This is a genomic window from Erwinia sp. INIA01 (genome assembly GCF_025947915.1).
GTDB classification, from domain to species: domain Bacteria; phylum Pseudomonadota; class Gammaproteobacteria; order Enterobacterales; family Enterobacteriaceae; genus Erwinia; species Erwinia coffeiphila.
Genome location: NZ_JAPDNC010000003.1, coordinates 422,798 through 437,595 on the forward strand (window position 1 = coordinate 422,798; position 14,798 = coordinate 437,595).

General features: G+C 57.8%; 12 protein-coding genes. 3 read left to right on the forward strand and 9 right to left on the reverse strand.

What is annotated here, in order from left to right:
* Positions 1 to 113 precede the first annotated feature (113 nt).
* On the forward strand, positions 114 to 800 hold the full coding sequence (locus OMR58_RS07435; RefSeq protein WP_264545604.1) for an AraC family ligand binding domain-containing protein: 687 nt from the start codon (positions 114 to 116) through the stop codon (positions 798 to 800).
* 11 nt (positions 801 to 811) lie between these two features.
* The gene (locus OMR58_RS26045; protein ID WP_444861304.1) at positions 812 to 976 is read left to right on the forward strand and encodes a helix-turn-helix domain-containing protein; all 165 of its coding nucleotides are present in this window, start codon (positions 812 to 814) and stop codon (positions 974 to 976) included.
* An 84-nt stretch (positions 977 to 1,060) separates the two neighbouring features.
* Here OMR58_RS26045 and OMR58_RS07440 read toward each other — a convergent pair whose 3' ends face one another.
* The 5 genes from OMR58_RS07440 to OMR58_RS07460 all read right to left on the reverse strand — a co-directional run bounded on the left by OMR58_RS07440 (position 1,061) and on the right by OMR58_RS07460 (position 9,521).
* On the reverse strand, positions 1,061 to 2,140 hold the full coding sequence (locus OMR58_RS07440; protein WP_200560968.1) for a sensor domain-containing diguanylate cyclase: 1,080 nt from the start codon (positions 2,138 to 2,140) through the stop codon (positions 1,061 to 1,063).
* A gap of 135 nt (positions 2,141 to 2,275) precedes the next feature.
* On the reverse strand, positions 2,276 to 4,423 hold the full coding sequence (fhuE, locus tag OMR58_RS07445) for a ferric-rhodotorulic acid/ferric-coprogen receptor FhuE (RefSeq protein WP_444861305.1): 2,148 nt from the start codon (positions 4,421 to 4,423) through the stop codon (positions 2,276 to 2,278).
* A gap of 396 nt (positions 4,424 to 4,819) precedes the next feature.
* Entirely contained in the window at positions 4,820 to 5,836 is a 1,017-nt protein-coding gene (gene ahr / locus OMR58_RS07450; protein ID WP_200560964.1) for an NADPH-dependent aldehyde reductase Ahr, read from the reverse strand.
* Positions 5,837 to 6,113: 277 nt separating this feature from the next.
* Positions 6,114 to 7,619 carry a glycine betaine/L-proline transporter ProP gene (proP, locus tag OMR58_RS07455; protein WP_234471902.1) on the reverse strand — a complete coding sequence of 502 codons (1,506 nt, stop codon included), beginning with the start codon at positions 7,617 to 7,619 and terminating at the stop codon, positions 6,114 to 6,116.
* Between the two features lie 318 nt (positions 7,620 to 7,937).
* Positions 7,938 to 9,521 carry an EAL domain-containing protein gene (locus tag OMR58_RS07460; protein ID WP_200560959.1) on the reverse strand — a complete coding sequence of 528 codons (1,584 nt, stop codon included), beginning with the start codon at positions 9,519 to 9,521 and terminating at the stop codon, positions 7,938 to 7,940.
* Between the two features lie 319 nt (positions 9,522 to 9,840).
* Here OMR58_RS07460 and OMR58_RS07465 point away from each other — a divergent pair, with 319 nt between their 5' ends.
* Positions 9,841 to 10,170 (forward strand): DHCW motif cupin fold protein, encoded by a 330-nt coding sequence (locus OMR58_RS07465; protein WP_200547168.1) that lies wholly within the window; start codon positions 9,841 to 9,843, stop codon positions 10,168 to 10,170.
* Here the strand turns inward: OMR58_RS07465 and OMR58_RS07470 are convergent, their stop codons facing one another.
* From OMR58_RS07470 to OMR58_RS07485, 4 genes are all read right to left on the reverse strand, one after another.
* Entirely contained in the window at positions 10,171 to 11,208 is a 1,038-nt protein-coding gene (locus OMR58_RS07470) for an AI-2E family transporter (RefSeq protein ID WP_264545606.1), read from the reverse strand.
* 80 nt (positions 11,209 to 11,288) lie between these two features.
* Positions 11,289 to 12,944, reverse strand: a complete 1,656-nt coding sequence (locus OMR58_RS07475) for an ABC transporter permease (protein ID WP_264545607.1) — start codon at positions 12,942 to 12,944, stop codon at positions 11,289 to 11,291.
* Between the two features lie 47 nt (positions 12,945 to 12,991).
* On the reverse strand, positions 12,992 to 13,966 hold the full coding sequence (locus OMR58_RS07480; protein ID WP_200547165.1) for an ABC transporter substrate-binding protein: 975 nt from the start codon (positions 13,964 to 13,966) through the stop codon (positions 12,992 to 12,994).
* Positions 13,963 to 14,667 carry an ABC transporter ATP-binding protein gene (locus OMR58_RS07485; RefSeq protein ID WP_200560951.1) on the reverse strand — a complete coding sequence of 235 codons (705 nt, stop codon included), beginning with the start codon at positions 14,665 to 14,667 and terminating at the stop codon, positions 13,963 to 13,965. Before OMR58_RS07485 ends, OMR58_RS07480 begins: the two co-directional genes overlap by 4 nt.
* Positions 14,668 to 14,798: the final 131 nt, after the last annotated feature.

Consider the following 14,798-nt stretch of genomic DNA (forward strand, 5'->3'; position numbering starts at 1 on the left):
ATTGTTTGCGGGCCGCCCGGCGGTAATACTGACTCAATCAGTAAAAGATTGGGACTTCGCTGGCAACCACGGCAGATGATATCTGAAGCTCCACTCCGCCTGGCGAGGTAGCGATGCTGGTTTTTTTGAAAGAGAGTGAAAGCGATCGGCTCTGCACCGATGCATGGCGCCTTCCACGCCTGCTGTTTGTGTGCAAGATCGGCGGCGAGGAATCCGGTATTCCGCGCGTGATGCACAAGCATGATGAGCGCCTGGAAATCATGTTTATGGCGCGCGGCAGCGGTGATTACAGCATTGACGGGGTCCATTATCTGGTGAAAGAGGGAGATATCCTGATCTTTAATGCCGGGATCACTCATGAAGAACGCCCGCACGTCAGCGGAGATGCGCTGATCTACTGCTGCGGTCTGGACGGGCTGCATATTGACGGTTTGAAACTCAACCAGCTGGAAGATCGCAAGCAGCCGGGCGTGCTCCCCAGCGGCGATCGTTACAATGAGCTGCTGTGTATTTTTGAGCTGCTCTGGCTGCAGGTGAGCCGCAAAGAGCAGAGGACGCTGGCAATAATCAACAGCGCGGTGGAAGCGCTGCTGCTTTCCTGCAAAAAAGTCTGGCAGGAATCCGCAGCGGACCCGACCAGTGAAAACAAGGTATTAGGCAAGCGAATAAAAACGTTTATCGATGCGCACTACAATCAGGAACTGACGCTACAGTCGATTGCGCGCGATCTGAATATCAACCGTTTTTATCTGATCCACAGCTTAAGGCCTATTCGGGATATTCACCCAAGCAGTACCTGATTCGCCGCCGCATTGGTGAAGCGCAATCGCTGTTGCTCAGCTCGGACGACAGTATCGCGCAGATTGCCACGCAGGTGGGTTTTGAAAACGTGACCAATTTCCATCGGGTTTTTAAGCAGATAGTCGGCATCCCCCCGATAAAGTACAAAAAATTATGGCTCAAGGAAGAGGGGTGATTCCTGAGCGTCGCAAAAATCCCATGACGTTTTATCCGTAAGGATATCGGGTCCGGCTTCTGTAAGGGGGGGCCGGACCTTTTTTTATGCCGTCGGGTTCTCCGGCGCGGGTCGCCACAGCTGAACGCCGTTTCTGCCCGCTCGCTTCACGCTGTACAGGGCCAGGTCGGCGCGGCTCAACCACTGTTGCAGGCTCTCCGCCTCGCTGGCGGCGGCAATGCCGATGCTGATCGAACAGTGAAAATCCGCCGAGGCCGGTAGCCGCAGCCGGGTAATTTTTTGTTGCAGGGTTTCGGCCAGCGCGAGTATGCCCACTTCATCCGCATCGTGGACGATAACCCCCAGCTCATCACCGCCAAAGCGTGCCGGAATATCCTGCTCACCCGCCTCGTTGCGCAGCAGGGCGGAAATTTCCGCCAGCAGGAAATCCCCCGCCTCGTGACCAAAGGTGTCGTTCACGGTTTTGAAATTATCGACATCAAGCAGCAGCAGCCAGGCACGGCATTCACCGCGCCGGGTACGTAAATATTCACTTTCCAGCCGGCGATCGAACAGGCGGCGGTTGGGGATGCCCAGGCTGGGGTCCATCAGTGAGATGCGTTCAAGTTCGCGATTTTTGCGCCGCAGCGTCAGGGTTAACTTATATGAAACGGCGCTAAGCACGAACATATAGCCAGCGGCCAGCGGCAGCGTTAACCAGACTGTACGGGTACTAAAGCTGGTCTGCCACGGCATGCCGTTCAGCATCCACATCGGGATAAAGATCAGTAAAAATGCCCGCATCGCCGACTGCAGCTGTAGCCAGCCGCCAACGGCATAACGATCCGAGGCCAGCACGGCCATGATGATCAGCGACGGCATTGGGCTGATACCCATCATCGCCACCCAGAAGCCGCCAAGGGCCGCATCGATGGTCAGATTACGCCGCTCGCTGGCGGTCGGATCGGCGGAGGACATCGCCACGCGGTAGGCCACCCAGGGCCAGACAAAGGCGTTGATAAACAGCAGAACGTAAAAGGCGTTGCCTTTTTGTAGTTCCAGCAGCACCGAGATGATCGGGTTAAAACAGAGAAATGTACCCAGCTGACGCATGGCAAACATGCGGCGGATAAAGCGCGTTGAGCGCAATTTCAGATGGCTGTGATCGGGTGAATTATAGTGCATGAATAAGCAGTGTTTATCCGGTCCATAGTGCAGTGTATCGGGAAACCAATAATGCGGATCGTTTTTTTGCTTATCGTGCTGAGAAATGCCAGCCGCCGAAGCGGACTGGCATCAAAAGGCAGGTTTTTTACCGCATCAGAAGGTGTAGTTTGCCGACACGGAGAAGTTACGTGGCGCACCGTAAACGGCGTAGGTGCCCAGGTAGTCGTAATACTCTTTATCGAACAGGTTGTTGATGTTGGCCTGTACGGAAAGCTGTTTAGTCACCTGGTAGCGACTGAACAGGTTGACCAGGGTGTAGCTGCCCTGTTCAACATAGGTGTAGCCCTGCGGGCCGTACACGTCGTCCTGCCAGGTATGGTTCTGCCAGTTCACGCCGCCGCCGACGGTCAGATCCTGCAGCATCGGCAGGCGGTAGCTGGTGAACAGCTTCGCCGTAGTACGCGGAACTTCCGGTTTCACCGCCGTGCCGTCCGGCTGCTCGGCAACATAGCGCGATGCGCCAAAGGTCATCTGCCAGTTGTCGGTCAGCGCGCCGTTCACTTCAAACTCCACGCCGCGGCTGACAGAGTCTACCGCCGCATAGGCGTATTCAGTGGTGCCGGTCACGAAGCCGTAGGTGTTCACACCCAGGTTTTTCTGCTCGGTGCGGAACACCGACACGGTAGCGGTCAGGCGGCTGTTGGCCCAGTCGCCTTTCAGACCCGCTTCGTAGCTCTTACCTTTCACCGGGCCGAGGTAGTTTGCGTTGGTGTCACGCGTGCTCTGCGGCTGGAAGATCGTGGTGTAGCTGGCGTAGGCCGAATAGGTGTCGTTGATGTCGTAGGTCAGACCGGCGTAAGGCGCGATCTTGTCGGCGCTCTTGGTGCCGGAGGTGCCCACGGCGCTCCAGTCGGTGTAGCGTGCGCCCACCAGCAGCGACAGCGGGTCGGCCAGCGAGAAGCGCGCAGCGGCGTAGGCGGATTTCTGACGGATGGTATCGTCATCTTCCACGGCCCAGTCGCTCCAGTCGCCTTGTGCGGTGTTGCCGTCCCAGTCGTTGTAGTTACCGTCATAGGTGGCAGCGGTGAAGGACGAGTTCATAAAGTAGTTTTGCTGGCGGCTGTAGCTGCCGCCGACCATCAGCTCGTGGCTGCGGCCCAGCAGTTCAAACGGACCGTTGGCGTACAGATCCACCGAGTTCACGTTACGCGTGCCTTTGTTCCAGCCGCTGTACAGCACCGCGCCCTGGCCGGTGTCTTTATCCGGGTAGCCGTACGGGTACATCAGCTTGGTGTCGAAGGTGGTTTTGCTGTGCGTGCCGGTGACCTGCGCCTGCCAGCCGTTATCGAATTTCTGCGCGACGGTGGCGAAGATCTTATTGCTCTGCTTATCACTGTAGGACCAGTCCGGCGCGGCGTTAAAGCTGCGGTCGTAGTGGGTGCGATCGCCGTTGCTGTACCAGGTCGGGATACCGCCCCAGCTCGGGTCGCGGGCTTCGGTCTGCTGGAAGTCCCAACCGAGTGACAGCGTGGTGGAATCGGTCAAGTCTGCATCCAGCACGGTGCTCAGGAAGCGCTTACGCTTGTGGTAGCGGTCCAGCCAGCTGTCGTTCTCCTGATAGCCGCCGATGGCGCGAGCGCGTACGGTGCCTTCTTCATTCAGCGGTACGGTGACATCGCCGACGTAGCGCTGTTTATCCCAGCTGCCGGTTTCCGCAGACAGGCTGCCGGTCAGCACCTTGCTGTCGGCGTGCTTGCGCACCATGTTGACGGAGGCCGACGGGTAGCCGGAGCCGGTCATCAGGCTGTTGGCACCGCGAATGATTTCAATGCGATCGTAGATGGCGGTATCGGCGGCGGTGTCGCCAAAGTCCCAGATATCGTCCACTACGGTCGGAATGCCGTCGGTCAGGTAGTTATTGATCAGATAGCCGCGTGACCAGTAGGAGGCGCGATCGGAGTCGATATTGAAGGCGGAAACGCCGGTGGTATTGGTCAGCACATCGCCGATGCTTTGCAGCGCCTGATCCTGCATACGCTGTTTGCTGACAATGGTTGCGGACTGCGGGATATCACGCAGCGCCAGCGGCATTTTGGTCCCGGCGGTGGTGACCGGAACGCTGTAGTCGGTGTCAGCGGTAGGTGATGCTGCGCTGTCCCCCGCTTTTGCTTCTACGGTCAGGGTGTTTTCACTGGTCTCGGCGGCAAATACGGGCTGAAGTGCGGAGAGCACCAGCAGGGCGGCCAGGGTTGGTTTAAACAGGGACCGGGCAGAGGATGCTGCTGTACGGTGGTGCGGCAGGGTACGCGAAGAAGACAAAATCGGGCCTCATTTATCAGTTATTTATTGACGCTTTCCCGCACCGCGCGCTGTTAAATCCCAATAAATGGCAGGTGATTCTGGCGTGTTAATTTATCCCTGTATTAACCGGTGAGGCGCTTTTACGGCCCAATCCGCGCCGCAGTTTTCATCTTTATTAAAAAAGAGAATGAGAACTATATGTATTAGCGTTGTAGCTGTAAACGATTATCAGGCGCGAATGACAATTAAAATTTCGGTAAGTTCCGGAATTACGAAATCTTAACAATTCCCAAAGCGCTGAAAAGAAAAAGCCACCTGCTGGAGGTGGCTAAAGAAGGGGGATGACGGGTTGGCTCACTGCGGCAGTGTGGCCTGCGGCCAACCGTGACGCGGGGGTCAGAAGTCGGCTTTCAGCACCACGCGGAAATCGGCTTTACCGGCGCGTACGTGGTCCAGCGCGTCGTTGATTTTCGACATCGGGAAGAACTCCACTTTCGGGGCGATATCGCGGCGCGAGGCCAGTTTCAGCAGCGAACGCAGCTGGCCCGGAGAACCGGTAGAAGAACCGGTGATCGCCTTATCGCCCATAATCAGGTCAAACGCGCTGACCTGGAACGGCTTCATGACCGCGCCCACCGTGTGGAACTTGCCCTGCGGCGCCAGCGCATTGAAGTAGGGTTGCCAGTCGAGGTCAACGGCCACGGTGCTGATAATCAGATCGAAACGGCCTGCCAGCGCCTTCAGCGCTTCAGGATCGCGGCTGTTCACCACTTCGTCCGCACCCATGTCGAGGATCGACTGCTTTTTGGCCGGAGTGGAGCTGAACGCCACCACTTCGGCACCCATCGCACGCAGAATTTTAATCGCAATATGGCCCAGACCGCCGATGCCGATTACCCCGACCCGGCTGGTGGCGGTGATGTTGCTCATCAGCAGCGGCTTAAAGACCGTGATGCCGCCGCACAGCAGTGGACCGGCGCTGGCTGCATCCAGGTTCTCCGGCAGCGGGATCACCCACTGCCAGTCGGCACGCAGTTTCTCGGCAAAGCCGCCGTGGTTCAGAATGGTTGGCGTGCTGCCCTGCTGGCAGTTGACCTGCTCGCCGTTAATACAGGCATCGCAGTGCTGGCAGCTTTTGGCCGTCCAGCCAATACCCACGCGCTGGCCGATTTTCAGGCCTTTGGTTTTTGCCGCTTCGCCGAGTGCCGCCACGCGACCGATCACTTCATGTCCGGCAATAGTCGGGAACTGTGAGATGCCCCACTCGTTATCGATCATCGACAGGTCAGAATGGCAGACGCCGCAGTATTCCACCTCGACTTCCACTTCCTCTGTGCCCAGCGCACCGGCTTCGTACTCATACAGTTCCAGAGCCTGTCCTGCTGCCAGTGCCGCATAGCTTTTGATTTTCATGTTTCTTACCTCAGATTCAGTTTTCGGTCGAAGGGCAAGTGTAGCCGTTTAGTGAGTCAAAATGGTGTCTGCGCCGCACGTAAGGTTTATCTGAACAACTGACTGCGGGGAAAATGGGCAACAGCGCGATATTTCACACTGTCTGGCCCGCATAAATTGCGGTCCGGGCCAGAGTAGAAAACTTAGCGGGTTGGAAATACTAAAGCCGGGCAACAATATGCTGAGTGGCGGTTATCGGTACATAGCAAAAGGGCCGGGTATTCCCGGCCCTGAATGATTACTCGTTAATCCGCGGATGCTGATTAATCAAGTGCGTACGCTTCGCTTCCAGCTCGGCAATCTGCTCGTTGATGTCTTCGATCTTCTGCTCGATGTTGTCGTGATGCTCCTGCAGGATCTCTTTTGCCTCGGTAATGTCCGACGCCGCCGGAGTGGCACCGCGCAGCGGCATGTTCGCCGTCTCCTTCATCTTCAGACCGGTCACCAGACCCACCAGCGCGACCACCATCAGGTAGTAAGCCGGCATATACAGATTGCTGGTCGCTTCAACCAGCCAGGCGGCCAGCGTTGGCGTCAGGCCCGCAATCAGCACCGAAATGTTAAAGGCGCTGGCTAAGGCACTGTAGCGGATGTGGGTCGGGAACATGGCGGGCAGAGTCGATGCCATCACGCCGGTAAAACTGTTGAGGATCACCGCCAGCAGCAGCAGACCGGCAAAAATCAGCCCCATCACGCCGCTGTTAATCAGCATAAAGCAGGGAACCGCCAGCACCAGCAGCGCGATACTGCCGATAATGACAAACGGACGACGGCCAAATTTATCGCTCATCAGCCCCATCACCGGCTGCACAAACAGCATACCCAGCATGATGGCGATAATAATCATCACCCCATGATCTTCCGAGTAGTGCAGGTTATGTGACAGGTAGCTCGGCATATAGGTCAGCAGCATGTAGTAGGTGACGTTGGTGGCAATCACCAGCCCGACGCAGGACAGCAGGCTGCGCCAGTGTTTGGTGGCAATCTCTTTGAAGGAGATTTTCGGACCGTCGGCCAGGCCTTCACGGTCGCCCTGCTCAAGCTTATCGACGTGCTGCTGGAACGCCGGGGTTTCTTCCAGCGCGTGGCGCAGATACAGACCGATGATGCCCAGCGGCAGGGCAACAAAGAACGGAATACGCCAGCCCCAGTCGAGGAATTTCTCCTCACCCACGACGGTTGAAATCAGCACCACCAGGCCCGCACCCAGCACGAAACCGGCGATAGAGCCGAAGTCCAGCCAGCTGCCCATAAAGCCGCGTTTGCGGTCCGGGGAGTATTCGGCAACGAAGATTGATGCACCGGTATATTCACCGCCCACCGAGAAGCCCTGTGCCATTTTACACAGTAGCAGCAGAATCGGTGCCCAGATGCCGATAGAGGCATGGGAAGGGATCAGGCCAATACAGAAGGTACTGACCGACATGATGATAATGGTGATGGAAAGGATTTTCTGGCGACCGTATTTATCGCCCAGAGCCCCAAAGAACAATCCGCCAAGCGGGCGAATCAGGAACGGTACGGAGAACGTCGCCAGCGCGGCGATCATCTGTACGCCGGGATCGGCGCCGGGGAAAAATACCTGACCAAGGGCATAGGCTACGAAGCCGTAAACGCCGAAATCGAACCATTCCATGGCGTTGCCCAGTGAGGCCGCGGTAATTGCTTTGCGTAATCTACTATCATCGATGATAGTGACGTCTTTTAAACCAATTGGTTTGACACGCTTCCTACGTGAAATCATATCAAGCACCCTGTAATTTTCTGTTTTTAATCCCAAAATTCCTACATCATCGAGCGGGCCAGACGAGCTGGCGGAGCAATAATGTGGGAAAAATCCAGCGGCAAAATGCGTCGGCGGCGGGCTTCAATGGCGCACTCACACGGCCCAATCACGCACTTCACCACCGTTTATTATAGAACCTCTGCGCGATGTCGCATTTTTTCGGGTAAAAAAATCAGAAATTGATGGAAGCAGGATGTACAGAAGCCAGGGGAAATGGTGGTCGATCGAGCGCCTTAATTCGCGCCCGACCTGGTGAATATTCCACCATAAGCGGAATTAACGTGTGGTGGGCTCCTGGGGGCCACTGCCGTTGTGCTCCTGCAGCCACTCTGACAGGGCCGCGCTTTCCATCGGGCGGGCGAAGTAGTAGCCCTGGATCAACGAGACGCCGTGGTTTTGCAGATAGCACAGCTGCATTTCGTTCTCCACCCCTTCCGCCACCACCTTTAACGCCAGCTTATCGGCCAGGGAAATAATCGCATCCAGCACCGGGGTTTCGCCGTCCACGGATTCGATGGTGTTAACAAATCCACGGTCGATCTTCAGGTAATCAAGTGGGAAGGTTTGCAGGTAGGAGAGTGCGCAGTGGCCGGTGCCAAAATCATCGATGGCAATAATGATCCCTTCACGGCGCAGTTCGGCCAGTCGCTGGGAAACCATCCGATCTTCGCCGATCAGGCTGCGCTCGGTCAGTTCGAGGGTGATCGTCGGCTTGAGATGATCCATCCCGGCGGCAAAGGCCCGAATATCCGACATGAACTCATCATGCTGCAAATGTTCTGCGGCCAGATTCACGCTGAGATGAAAACCCGGTTCCAGCTGCCACTGCGCGCTGTCCTGAATCACCCTTTGCAGCAGGTAGCGGGTCAGCGGCACAATCATACCTTCGGACTCGGCGGCGGAAATAAACACATCCGGCCGCACCCAGTGCCCGTCAGGGCGCTGCCAGCGCATTAGCGCCTCAGCGCCGCTAAATTTCTGTGTTTGCAGATTAAAGACCGGCTGGTAGTGAACGGAGAATTCGTTGCGTTCTATGCCGCGGCGAATTTCATCGCGGAACGAGCTTTTGCGTTTCAGCCAGTTGCTGGTGAGCGCAACAAACAGCAGGGAAAGGATCAGCGCCATCGGCATCAGGCTGAACAGCACCTGCTGCCAGTTATAAAGCAGCTCACTGCGGGAAGAGGTAACGCTGAGGGTGATCGCATAACGTTCAGAGTGAGTATTCAGCGTGTAGTTCCCCCACTTTTTATCACTCTGGCGGGTGGCAGGAACGCCGCTAAACATGGCAAATCCGTCGCCAAATTTCATCGAAATGTCGTAATCGTGGCGCATACCTGCCGCCCAGATAAAATCAATGAAATACTGCCCGTCGACCAGCGCGTAGCTGGCGAATCCGTCACGGTCTTCATGCATAAACAGTACCGCAGGGCGATTTCTGACTCCGCTGGTTCCGGCAACGGAGAGGCTCCACAGGTCTTTATGTTCGGGCGGCAACGGGCGACGAATAATGTCTTCTATTGAATCCTGGCGTTCGCCAAAGGTAGATGAACAGACAACATTACCGTCCTGAACCAGACCCACCGAGCGAAAGTAGGGATGCATCGAGCCATATTCCTGCAGCTCATCTTTGATATCCGCGCAGCGATGGTTTTTGTATTCCTGCAGGGAGGCGGTCATTACCCGCGCTCTGTCGCTGATATTCTCCGCCTGGGACATCAGCATTGAACTGGTGACGGCAAGCTGCCGCTTCACCATTTGCCCCGCTTCCAGCAGTGTGAACATCAGGCAAAGCAGGATCGGTATCAGTCCTGCGGCAACCAGCCAGCGCAGGCCGTGCCTGGTTTTTTCAGTCGCGAGCAAAGTGTTCTCCCGTGGTGTCTGGCGGCGGTAAAACAACAGCAGCAAAAAAGGTGAATGAGGCAAGTGAGTATTATGGCAGCAACTTTACGTTGATGCGCAGCGGCTGCGGCTGATTTAAGTAGAAAAATTCGCCTTAAATGTTTAGTCAATGCCTGGATTTCTTATGATGTATTTTAAGCGACCGGCGACGGGCCGATTATTGTTGAAATCGACCTTTCGCGTCGAAAATTGCCCTCTGGTGGATTTTTTTCGACTGAAATCGGTGTGCATGTTTGAATAAACCGGGTAATTTCAATGTTTAACTCCATGGAGTTTGGCAATGAAATTAAGCGATATTCCTTTCGGCATAACGGACTGGTCGACGATCGAGGCAACCGAGCATCCAGGGGAAACCGGCAGCGCGCAGTGGCGCACGCAGCAGTTTGGCGACGTGCGCGTGCGTAGGGTGGACTATACCCCCGGCTATCTGGCCGATCACTGGTGCAGTAAAGGGCATATTCTGCTGTGCCTGTCCGGCGAGCTGCATACCGAGCTTGACGATGGCCGCGTCTTTACCCTGCGCGCGGGTATGAGCTATCAGGTTGCCGATAATGCGGAAGCACACCGCTCCTGGACCGAGCACGGCGCACAGTTGTTTATCGTCGACTGATTATTTGACCGGGCGGCCATTGCCCAGCAGTATCGCCAGCTTGCTGCCGCCCGGCGTCGTTTCCATCAGAATCTTGCAGACGCTGGTCAGCGGCACGGAGAGCAGCATCCCCACCGGCCCAAGCAGCCAACCCCAGAAAATCAAAGACAGAAATACCACCAGGCTCGACAGCCCCAGTCCGCGGCCCATCAGCCGTGGCTCCAGCATATTGCCGCACAGCATATGAATGGCGATAAACAGTGCGGCTACCAGCCCGGCATCCAGCGGCGTGTTCAGCAGCAGCGCCTGCAATACCGGTGGGATACCGGCAATCACCGGGCCGATGTTGGGAATGTAGTTAAGCAGGAAGGCTACCGCCCCCCACAGCAGGGCAAATTTCACTTCCAGCGTCAGCAGCACCAGCCAGACGGCGAAGCCGGTAATCAGCCCAATCAGCGTTTTTAAGGCCAGATAATGCGTAACGCCCTTCAGTGCCCGGTGCAGACCGGCAATGCGAATTTGTGGATTCACCAGCGCGTTACGCAGCTTGTAGGGCAGGTGATGGACCTCAAACAGCATAAACACCACCGTCATCACCACCAGCACCAGCTGGGTCATCGCGCCGGAAATCTGCGTAAACATGCTGGTGGCCATGTTGACCATCGCTCCCGGATCGAGCCGCTGCATCAGCGCTTCGCTGGAAAGCCGAATGTGAAAACGCGCGGCGGCGTGTTGTAACACCGCGAGTTTCTGCTCCGCCTGTGACTGGAGCTGCGGATAGATCGCGCTGAATTCATCCGCCGAGCTGGCGATCATTCCTACCAGCATGGCGATGATCAGCAGGATCACCACCACCACCAGACTGATGGCCATGCCGCGCCGCAGCCCCCGCCGCATCAGTGCGGTCACCAGCGGATTCAGTACGATAGCGAGGAACAGCGCCAGCAGGAAGGGCACCACGATCTCCGCCGAAAGCTTCAGTCCGGCGAGGATAACCACCAGGGTGGCCAGTTTTAGCAGGATGTTCTGCCCGATTTTCTCCTGTGGCAGTGGACTCATTGCGCCTCCGTTATTAACTGCTGTGCAGCAAGTGTAGCGGCTGCGGCAGTGAGTCCGCCGTTTTTAGGAATGATCGCCTGCTAAGAACGTTCCCCGCGCTGCATCAGCGCCAGCGCGCTGAGCATCAGCACCAGCCCGGTGGTAATGGCAATGGTCGCCATCGCCATACCTTGGCCGACGGAACCCTGTTCGAACTGCCGCCAGATAAACACCGATACCGTCTGCATACCCGCCGGAGCCAGCAGCAGCGAGGTCACCAGCTCGCGCGAGCCGATAGCAAACACCATCAGCATCGCCGCCAGCAGGCTGGGGAACACCAGCGGCAGCACGATGTAGCGCAGCGCCTGGAACTGGCTGGCGCCGTGTACCCGCGCCGCCGGTTCCAGATTGCCGCCCAGCTGCTTCAGCGCGCTGCCCACGTAGCGCACCGGCCACGGTAGCAGCAGGCAGCAGTAGGAGAGCAGCAGGATCGGCCAGCTGTTATACGGCGTTACCGGCCAGAACGGCTGGTTCCACAGCAGAATTAACCCGACGCCGACCACCACCCCGGGCAGCACGGCGGGCAGCAGCGACAGCCCGTCGATAAAGACCGCACCGCGGATTTTGCGCACCACCACCAGCCAGGCGGCAAGAAAGCCAATCACGCCGGTAATCAGCGCGGCGGCAAAGGCCAGTCCGAGGCTGGTGGAGAGCGCATCCAGCGCATCACCGTGCTGGGCAAACAGCGCGCTGAAGTGGCGCAGGGTCACGTTCTCCAGCCGGATACCGCCGGAAAGGGTGGAAAGCAGGGCGCTGAGCAGCATCGAAGACATCGGCATGATCACCACGACGAAGGCCACCAGGCTGAACAGCAGCAGCGCGGGCCAGCGCCAGTGGCCCAGCTGCGCGCCTTTGTTCAGCGCGGGCTTGCCGGTAATGCTGGTGACTTCTTTATTGCCCACCAGCTTGCGTTGCAGGGTGTAAGCCGCCAGCGCCACCAGCACCAGCAGCATCGACAGCAGCGATGAACCGGGCAGATCGATAGGCCAGTCCGCCAGGCGTTCTTCGATGCCGACCGTCAGCATCACCACTCCAGCGCGGGAGCCGAGCGCGGCCGGAACGCCGTACTCCTCAATTGCCAGGGTAAATGAAAGCAGAACTCCGGCCGCCAGCGCGGGCAGCATCATCGGTAATGTAACGTGCCAGAAGGCCCGCAGCGCGCTGGCACCGTGAACCCGCGCCACGATTGCCAGGTGCTGCCCGCTGGCGAGCAGGCTGCGCGACACGGCAAAATAGACCACCGGGAAGATATTCAGGGTCATGACCAGTGCAATGCCGTTCTGGCTGAACAGCAGATCGTTGAGATCGAAGCCGATCAGTTGATACAGATAGCCGTTGTGCTGTAGCGCCAGCATCCAGCTGAGTGCGGCAATGTAGGGCGGCGTGAGGAACGGGATCAGCATGACCAGATCCCACAGGCGCGCCAGCGGCAGATCGAACAGCCCGCGCAGGGTGCCAAGAGGAATGCCGACCAGCGCGCTGAGCAGCGCCACCGCCAGGCCAATTTTAAGCGTACCGCTTAACAGCGCAGGCAGCTGCGGGTCGCGCAGCAGTGCCGGAATCGGGCTGAACGCCCCGGCCAGCGAACCCTGGGCCAGATGCGGGAACAGCGCCTGTAACAGAATAAACAGCAGCGGCAGCGCAACCAGCACCACCAGCAGCGCCACCGTGAGCAGTGGCATCAGACGAGAATTCATGGGCGATCCTGGAGGGTGGCACCGCTGAGGGTGCCACCGGGTAGGGATTAAGGTTGTTTAAACAGGTCGGCGAAACGTTTTAACACGCTGCCGCGATCGGCACTGCCGCTGCTCTGTGCCGGAAGGATTTTCAGGTCGCTCAGCAGCGGGCGTTTGGCACCGACGTCTGAACGGGCAGGCATCAGCCAGGCATCGGCCACTTTCTGCTGGCCTTCTTCAGACAGCACGTAGTCGACAAAGGCTTTGGCATCCGCCGCATTCTGGCTGCTTTTCAGGATCATCATCGGGCGTGGAGCCACCACTGTACCGCTGGCCGGGAAGATCACTTTGATCGCTTCGCCATCCTGGATGCTGCCGTAGGAAACATAGTCCACCGCGCCAAACACAGCGGCTTTCGCACCCTGTAGCACCGGCGTCAGCGCCTGGGCGTTAGGGCCGGCAATCACCATGCCGTTATCCTTCAGCTTGCTGAACAGCTGCCATGCACGATCGCCCATGCTGTTTTGCAGGCCAATCAGCAGATCGAGAGAGGCACCTGACAGGGACGGGTCCGGCGTGGTCACCTTACCTTTAAAGGCTTCTGCGGTCAGATCCTGCCACTCTTTTGGCTCCGGGGTGCCGCTCTTGGTGTTCCAGACGATCCCCAGCGCGGAGATCCCCTGCGCCACATAGTCGGCGGTTTTGAACTCAGCCGGGACTTTTTCCGCGTTCGGGCTTTGGTACGGCAGCAGCCAGCCGCGCTGCTGTAGCTCTTCGGCGGTATCCCAGGAGGCGGAAATCAGTACGTCCGCCTGCGGATTGGCCTGTTCGGCCTCCAGTCGTGCCATCACCTTACCGGTGGTGGCCTGGAAAATATTCACTTTTACGCCGGTCTGTTTTTCAAAGCCCGCGGCCAGGCCTTTTGCCAGCGATCCCGGCCCGGCGGTATAAACGGTCAGTGCCTGTGCGTCGGCGATCATCATGCCAGAAGTCAACAACATGGCGAAAATAGCTCCTGTCTTCATCGGATTAAACAATGTCATGCGGGTTCCCCAGAGAGTGAAGTAACGGTTTGAATAGCAGAAACGGAGCCCGCGGCCAGCCAGACGATGCGATCCGCCAGGATCTCCGCCTCGCGCCGGTCGTGGGTGACGTACACCGCGGTGGTGCCGAGCTGGCGCAGCAGCGTGGCCATCTCCAGACACAGCGACTCGCGCAGATCGGTATCAAGATTGGATAGCGGCTCATCGAACAGCAGGATTTTGGGTTCAGCGATAATCGCGCGTGCCAATGCGACACGCTGCTGCTGACCCCCCGACAGATCGGACGGCTTGCGTGCGGCGAAATCGCCGAGTCCGACGCGCTGTAGCGCCTGCATTACCCGCTGCTGGCGCTCATGGGCGGAGACCCGCCGCATCAGCAGGGGAAATGCCACGTTCTGCGCCACCGTCATATGCGGCCACAGGGCGTAATCCTGGAAAACCATGCCGATATCGCGCTGTTCGGGCGGCGTGCTTTTCGCGGCGCTGGCAATCAGCCGTTCGCCAAAATGCAGCGTGCCCTGCTGTGGCTCCAGCAGCCCGGCGAGAATTTTCAGCAGCGTGCTTTTGCCGCAGCCGGAAGGGCCGAGCAGGGCTACGATAGAACCGGGTTCGATATCCAGATCGATGTGATTGAGTACGCGGTGTTCGCCAAAGGCATAACCAATACCTTTCAGCGTAACGGCGACGGGTGAGCGGGTCATGGCGACACTCCGTTATTGCGCGGGCGTGCCTGACCAGCCGCCGGCCAGGGCCGGTAGCATGTGCTCACCTGAATGAAGTTCAGGGGAGTAAAGACCATATTGTTATCCTCTTTGGGACTCTGTGGGGCGGA

Bases quoted from the DNA above. Each gene is read 5' to 3' on its own strand.
- OMR58_RS07435 (WP_264545604.1), top strand. From the start codon at position 114: ATGCTGGTTTTTTTGAAAGAGAGTGAAAGCGATCGGCTCTGCACCGAT.
- OMR58_RS07440 (WP_200560968.1), bottom strand. From the start codon at position 2,140: ATGCACTATAATTCACCCGATCACAGCCATCTGAAATTGCGCTCAACG.
- ahr (WP_200560964.1), bottom strand. From the start codon at position 5,836: ATGAAAATCAAAAGCTATGCGGCACTGGCAGCAGGACAGGCTCTGGAA.
- proP (WP_234471902.1), bottom strand. From the start codon at position 7,619: ATGATTTCACGTAGGAAGCGTGTCAAACCAATTGGTTTAAAAGACGTC.
- OMR58_RS07465 (WP_200547168.1), top strand. From the start codon at position 9,841: ATGAAATTAAGCGATATTCCTTTCGGCATAACGGACTGGTCGACGATC.
- OMR58_RS07470 (WP_264545606.1), bottom strand. From the start codon at position 11,208: ATGAGTCCACTGCCACAGGAGAAAATCGGGCAGAACATCCTGCTAAAA.
- OMR58_RS07475 (WP_264545607.1), bottom strand. From the start codon at position 12,944: ATGAATTCTCGTCTGATGCCACTGCTCACGGTGGCGCTGCTGGTGGTG.
- OMR58_RS07480 (WP_200547165.1), bottom strand. From the start codon at position 13,966: ATGACATTGTTTAATCCGATGAAGACAGGAGCTATTTTCGCCATGTTG.
- OMR58_RS07485 (WP_200560951.1), bottom strand. From the start codon at position 14,667: ATGACCCGCTCACCCGTCGCCGTTACGCTGAAAGGTATTGGTTATGCC.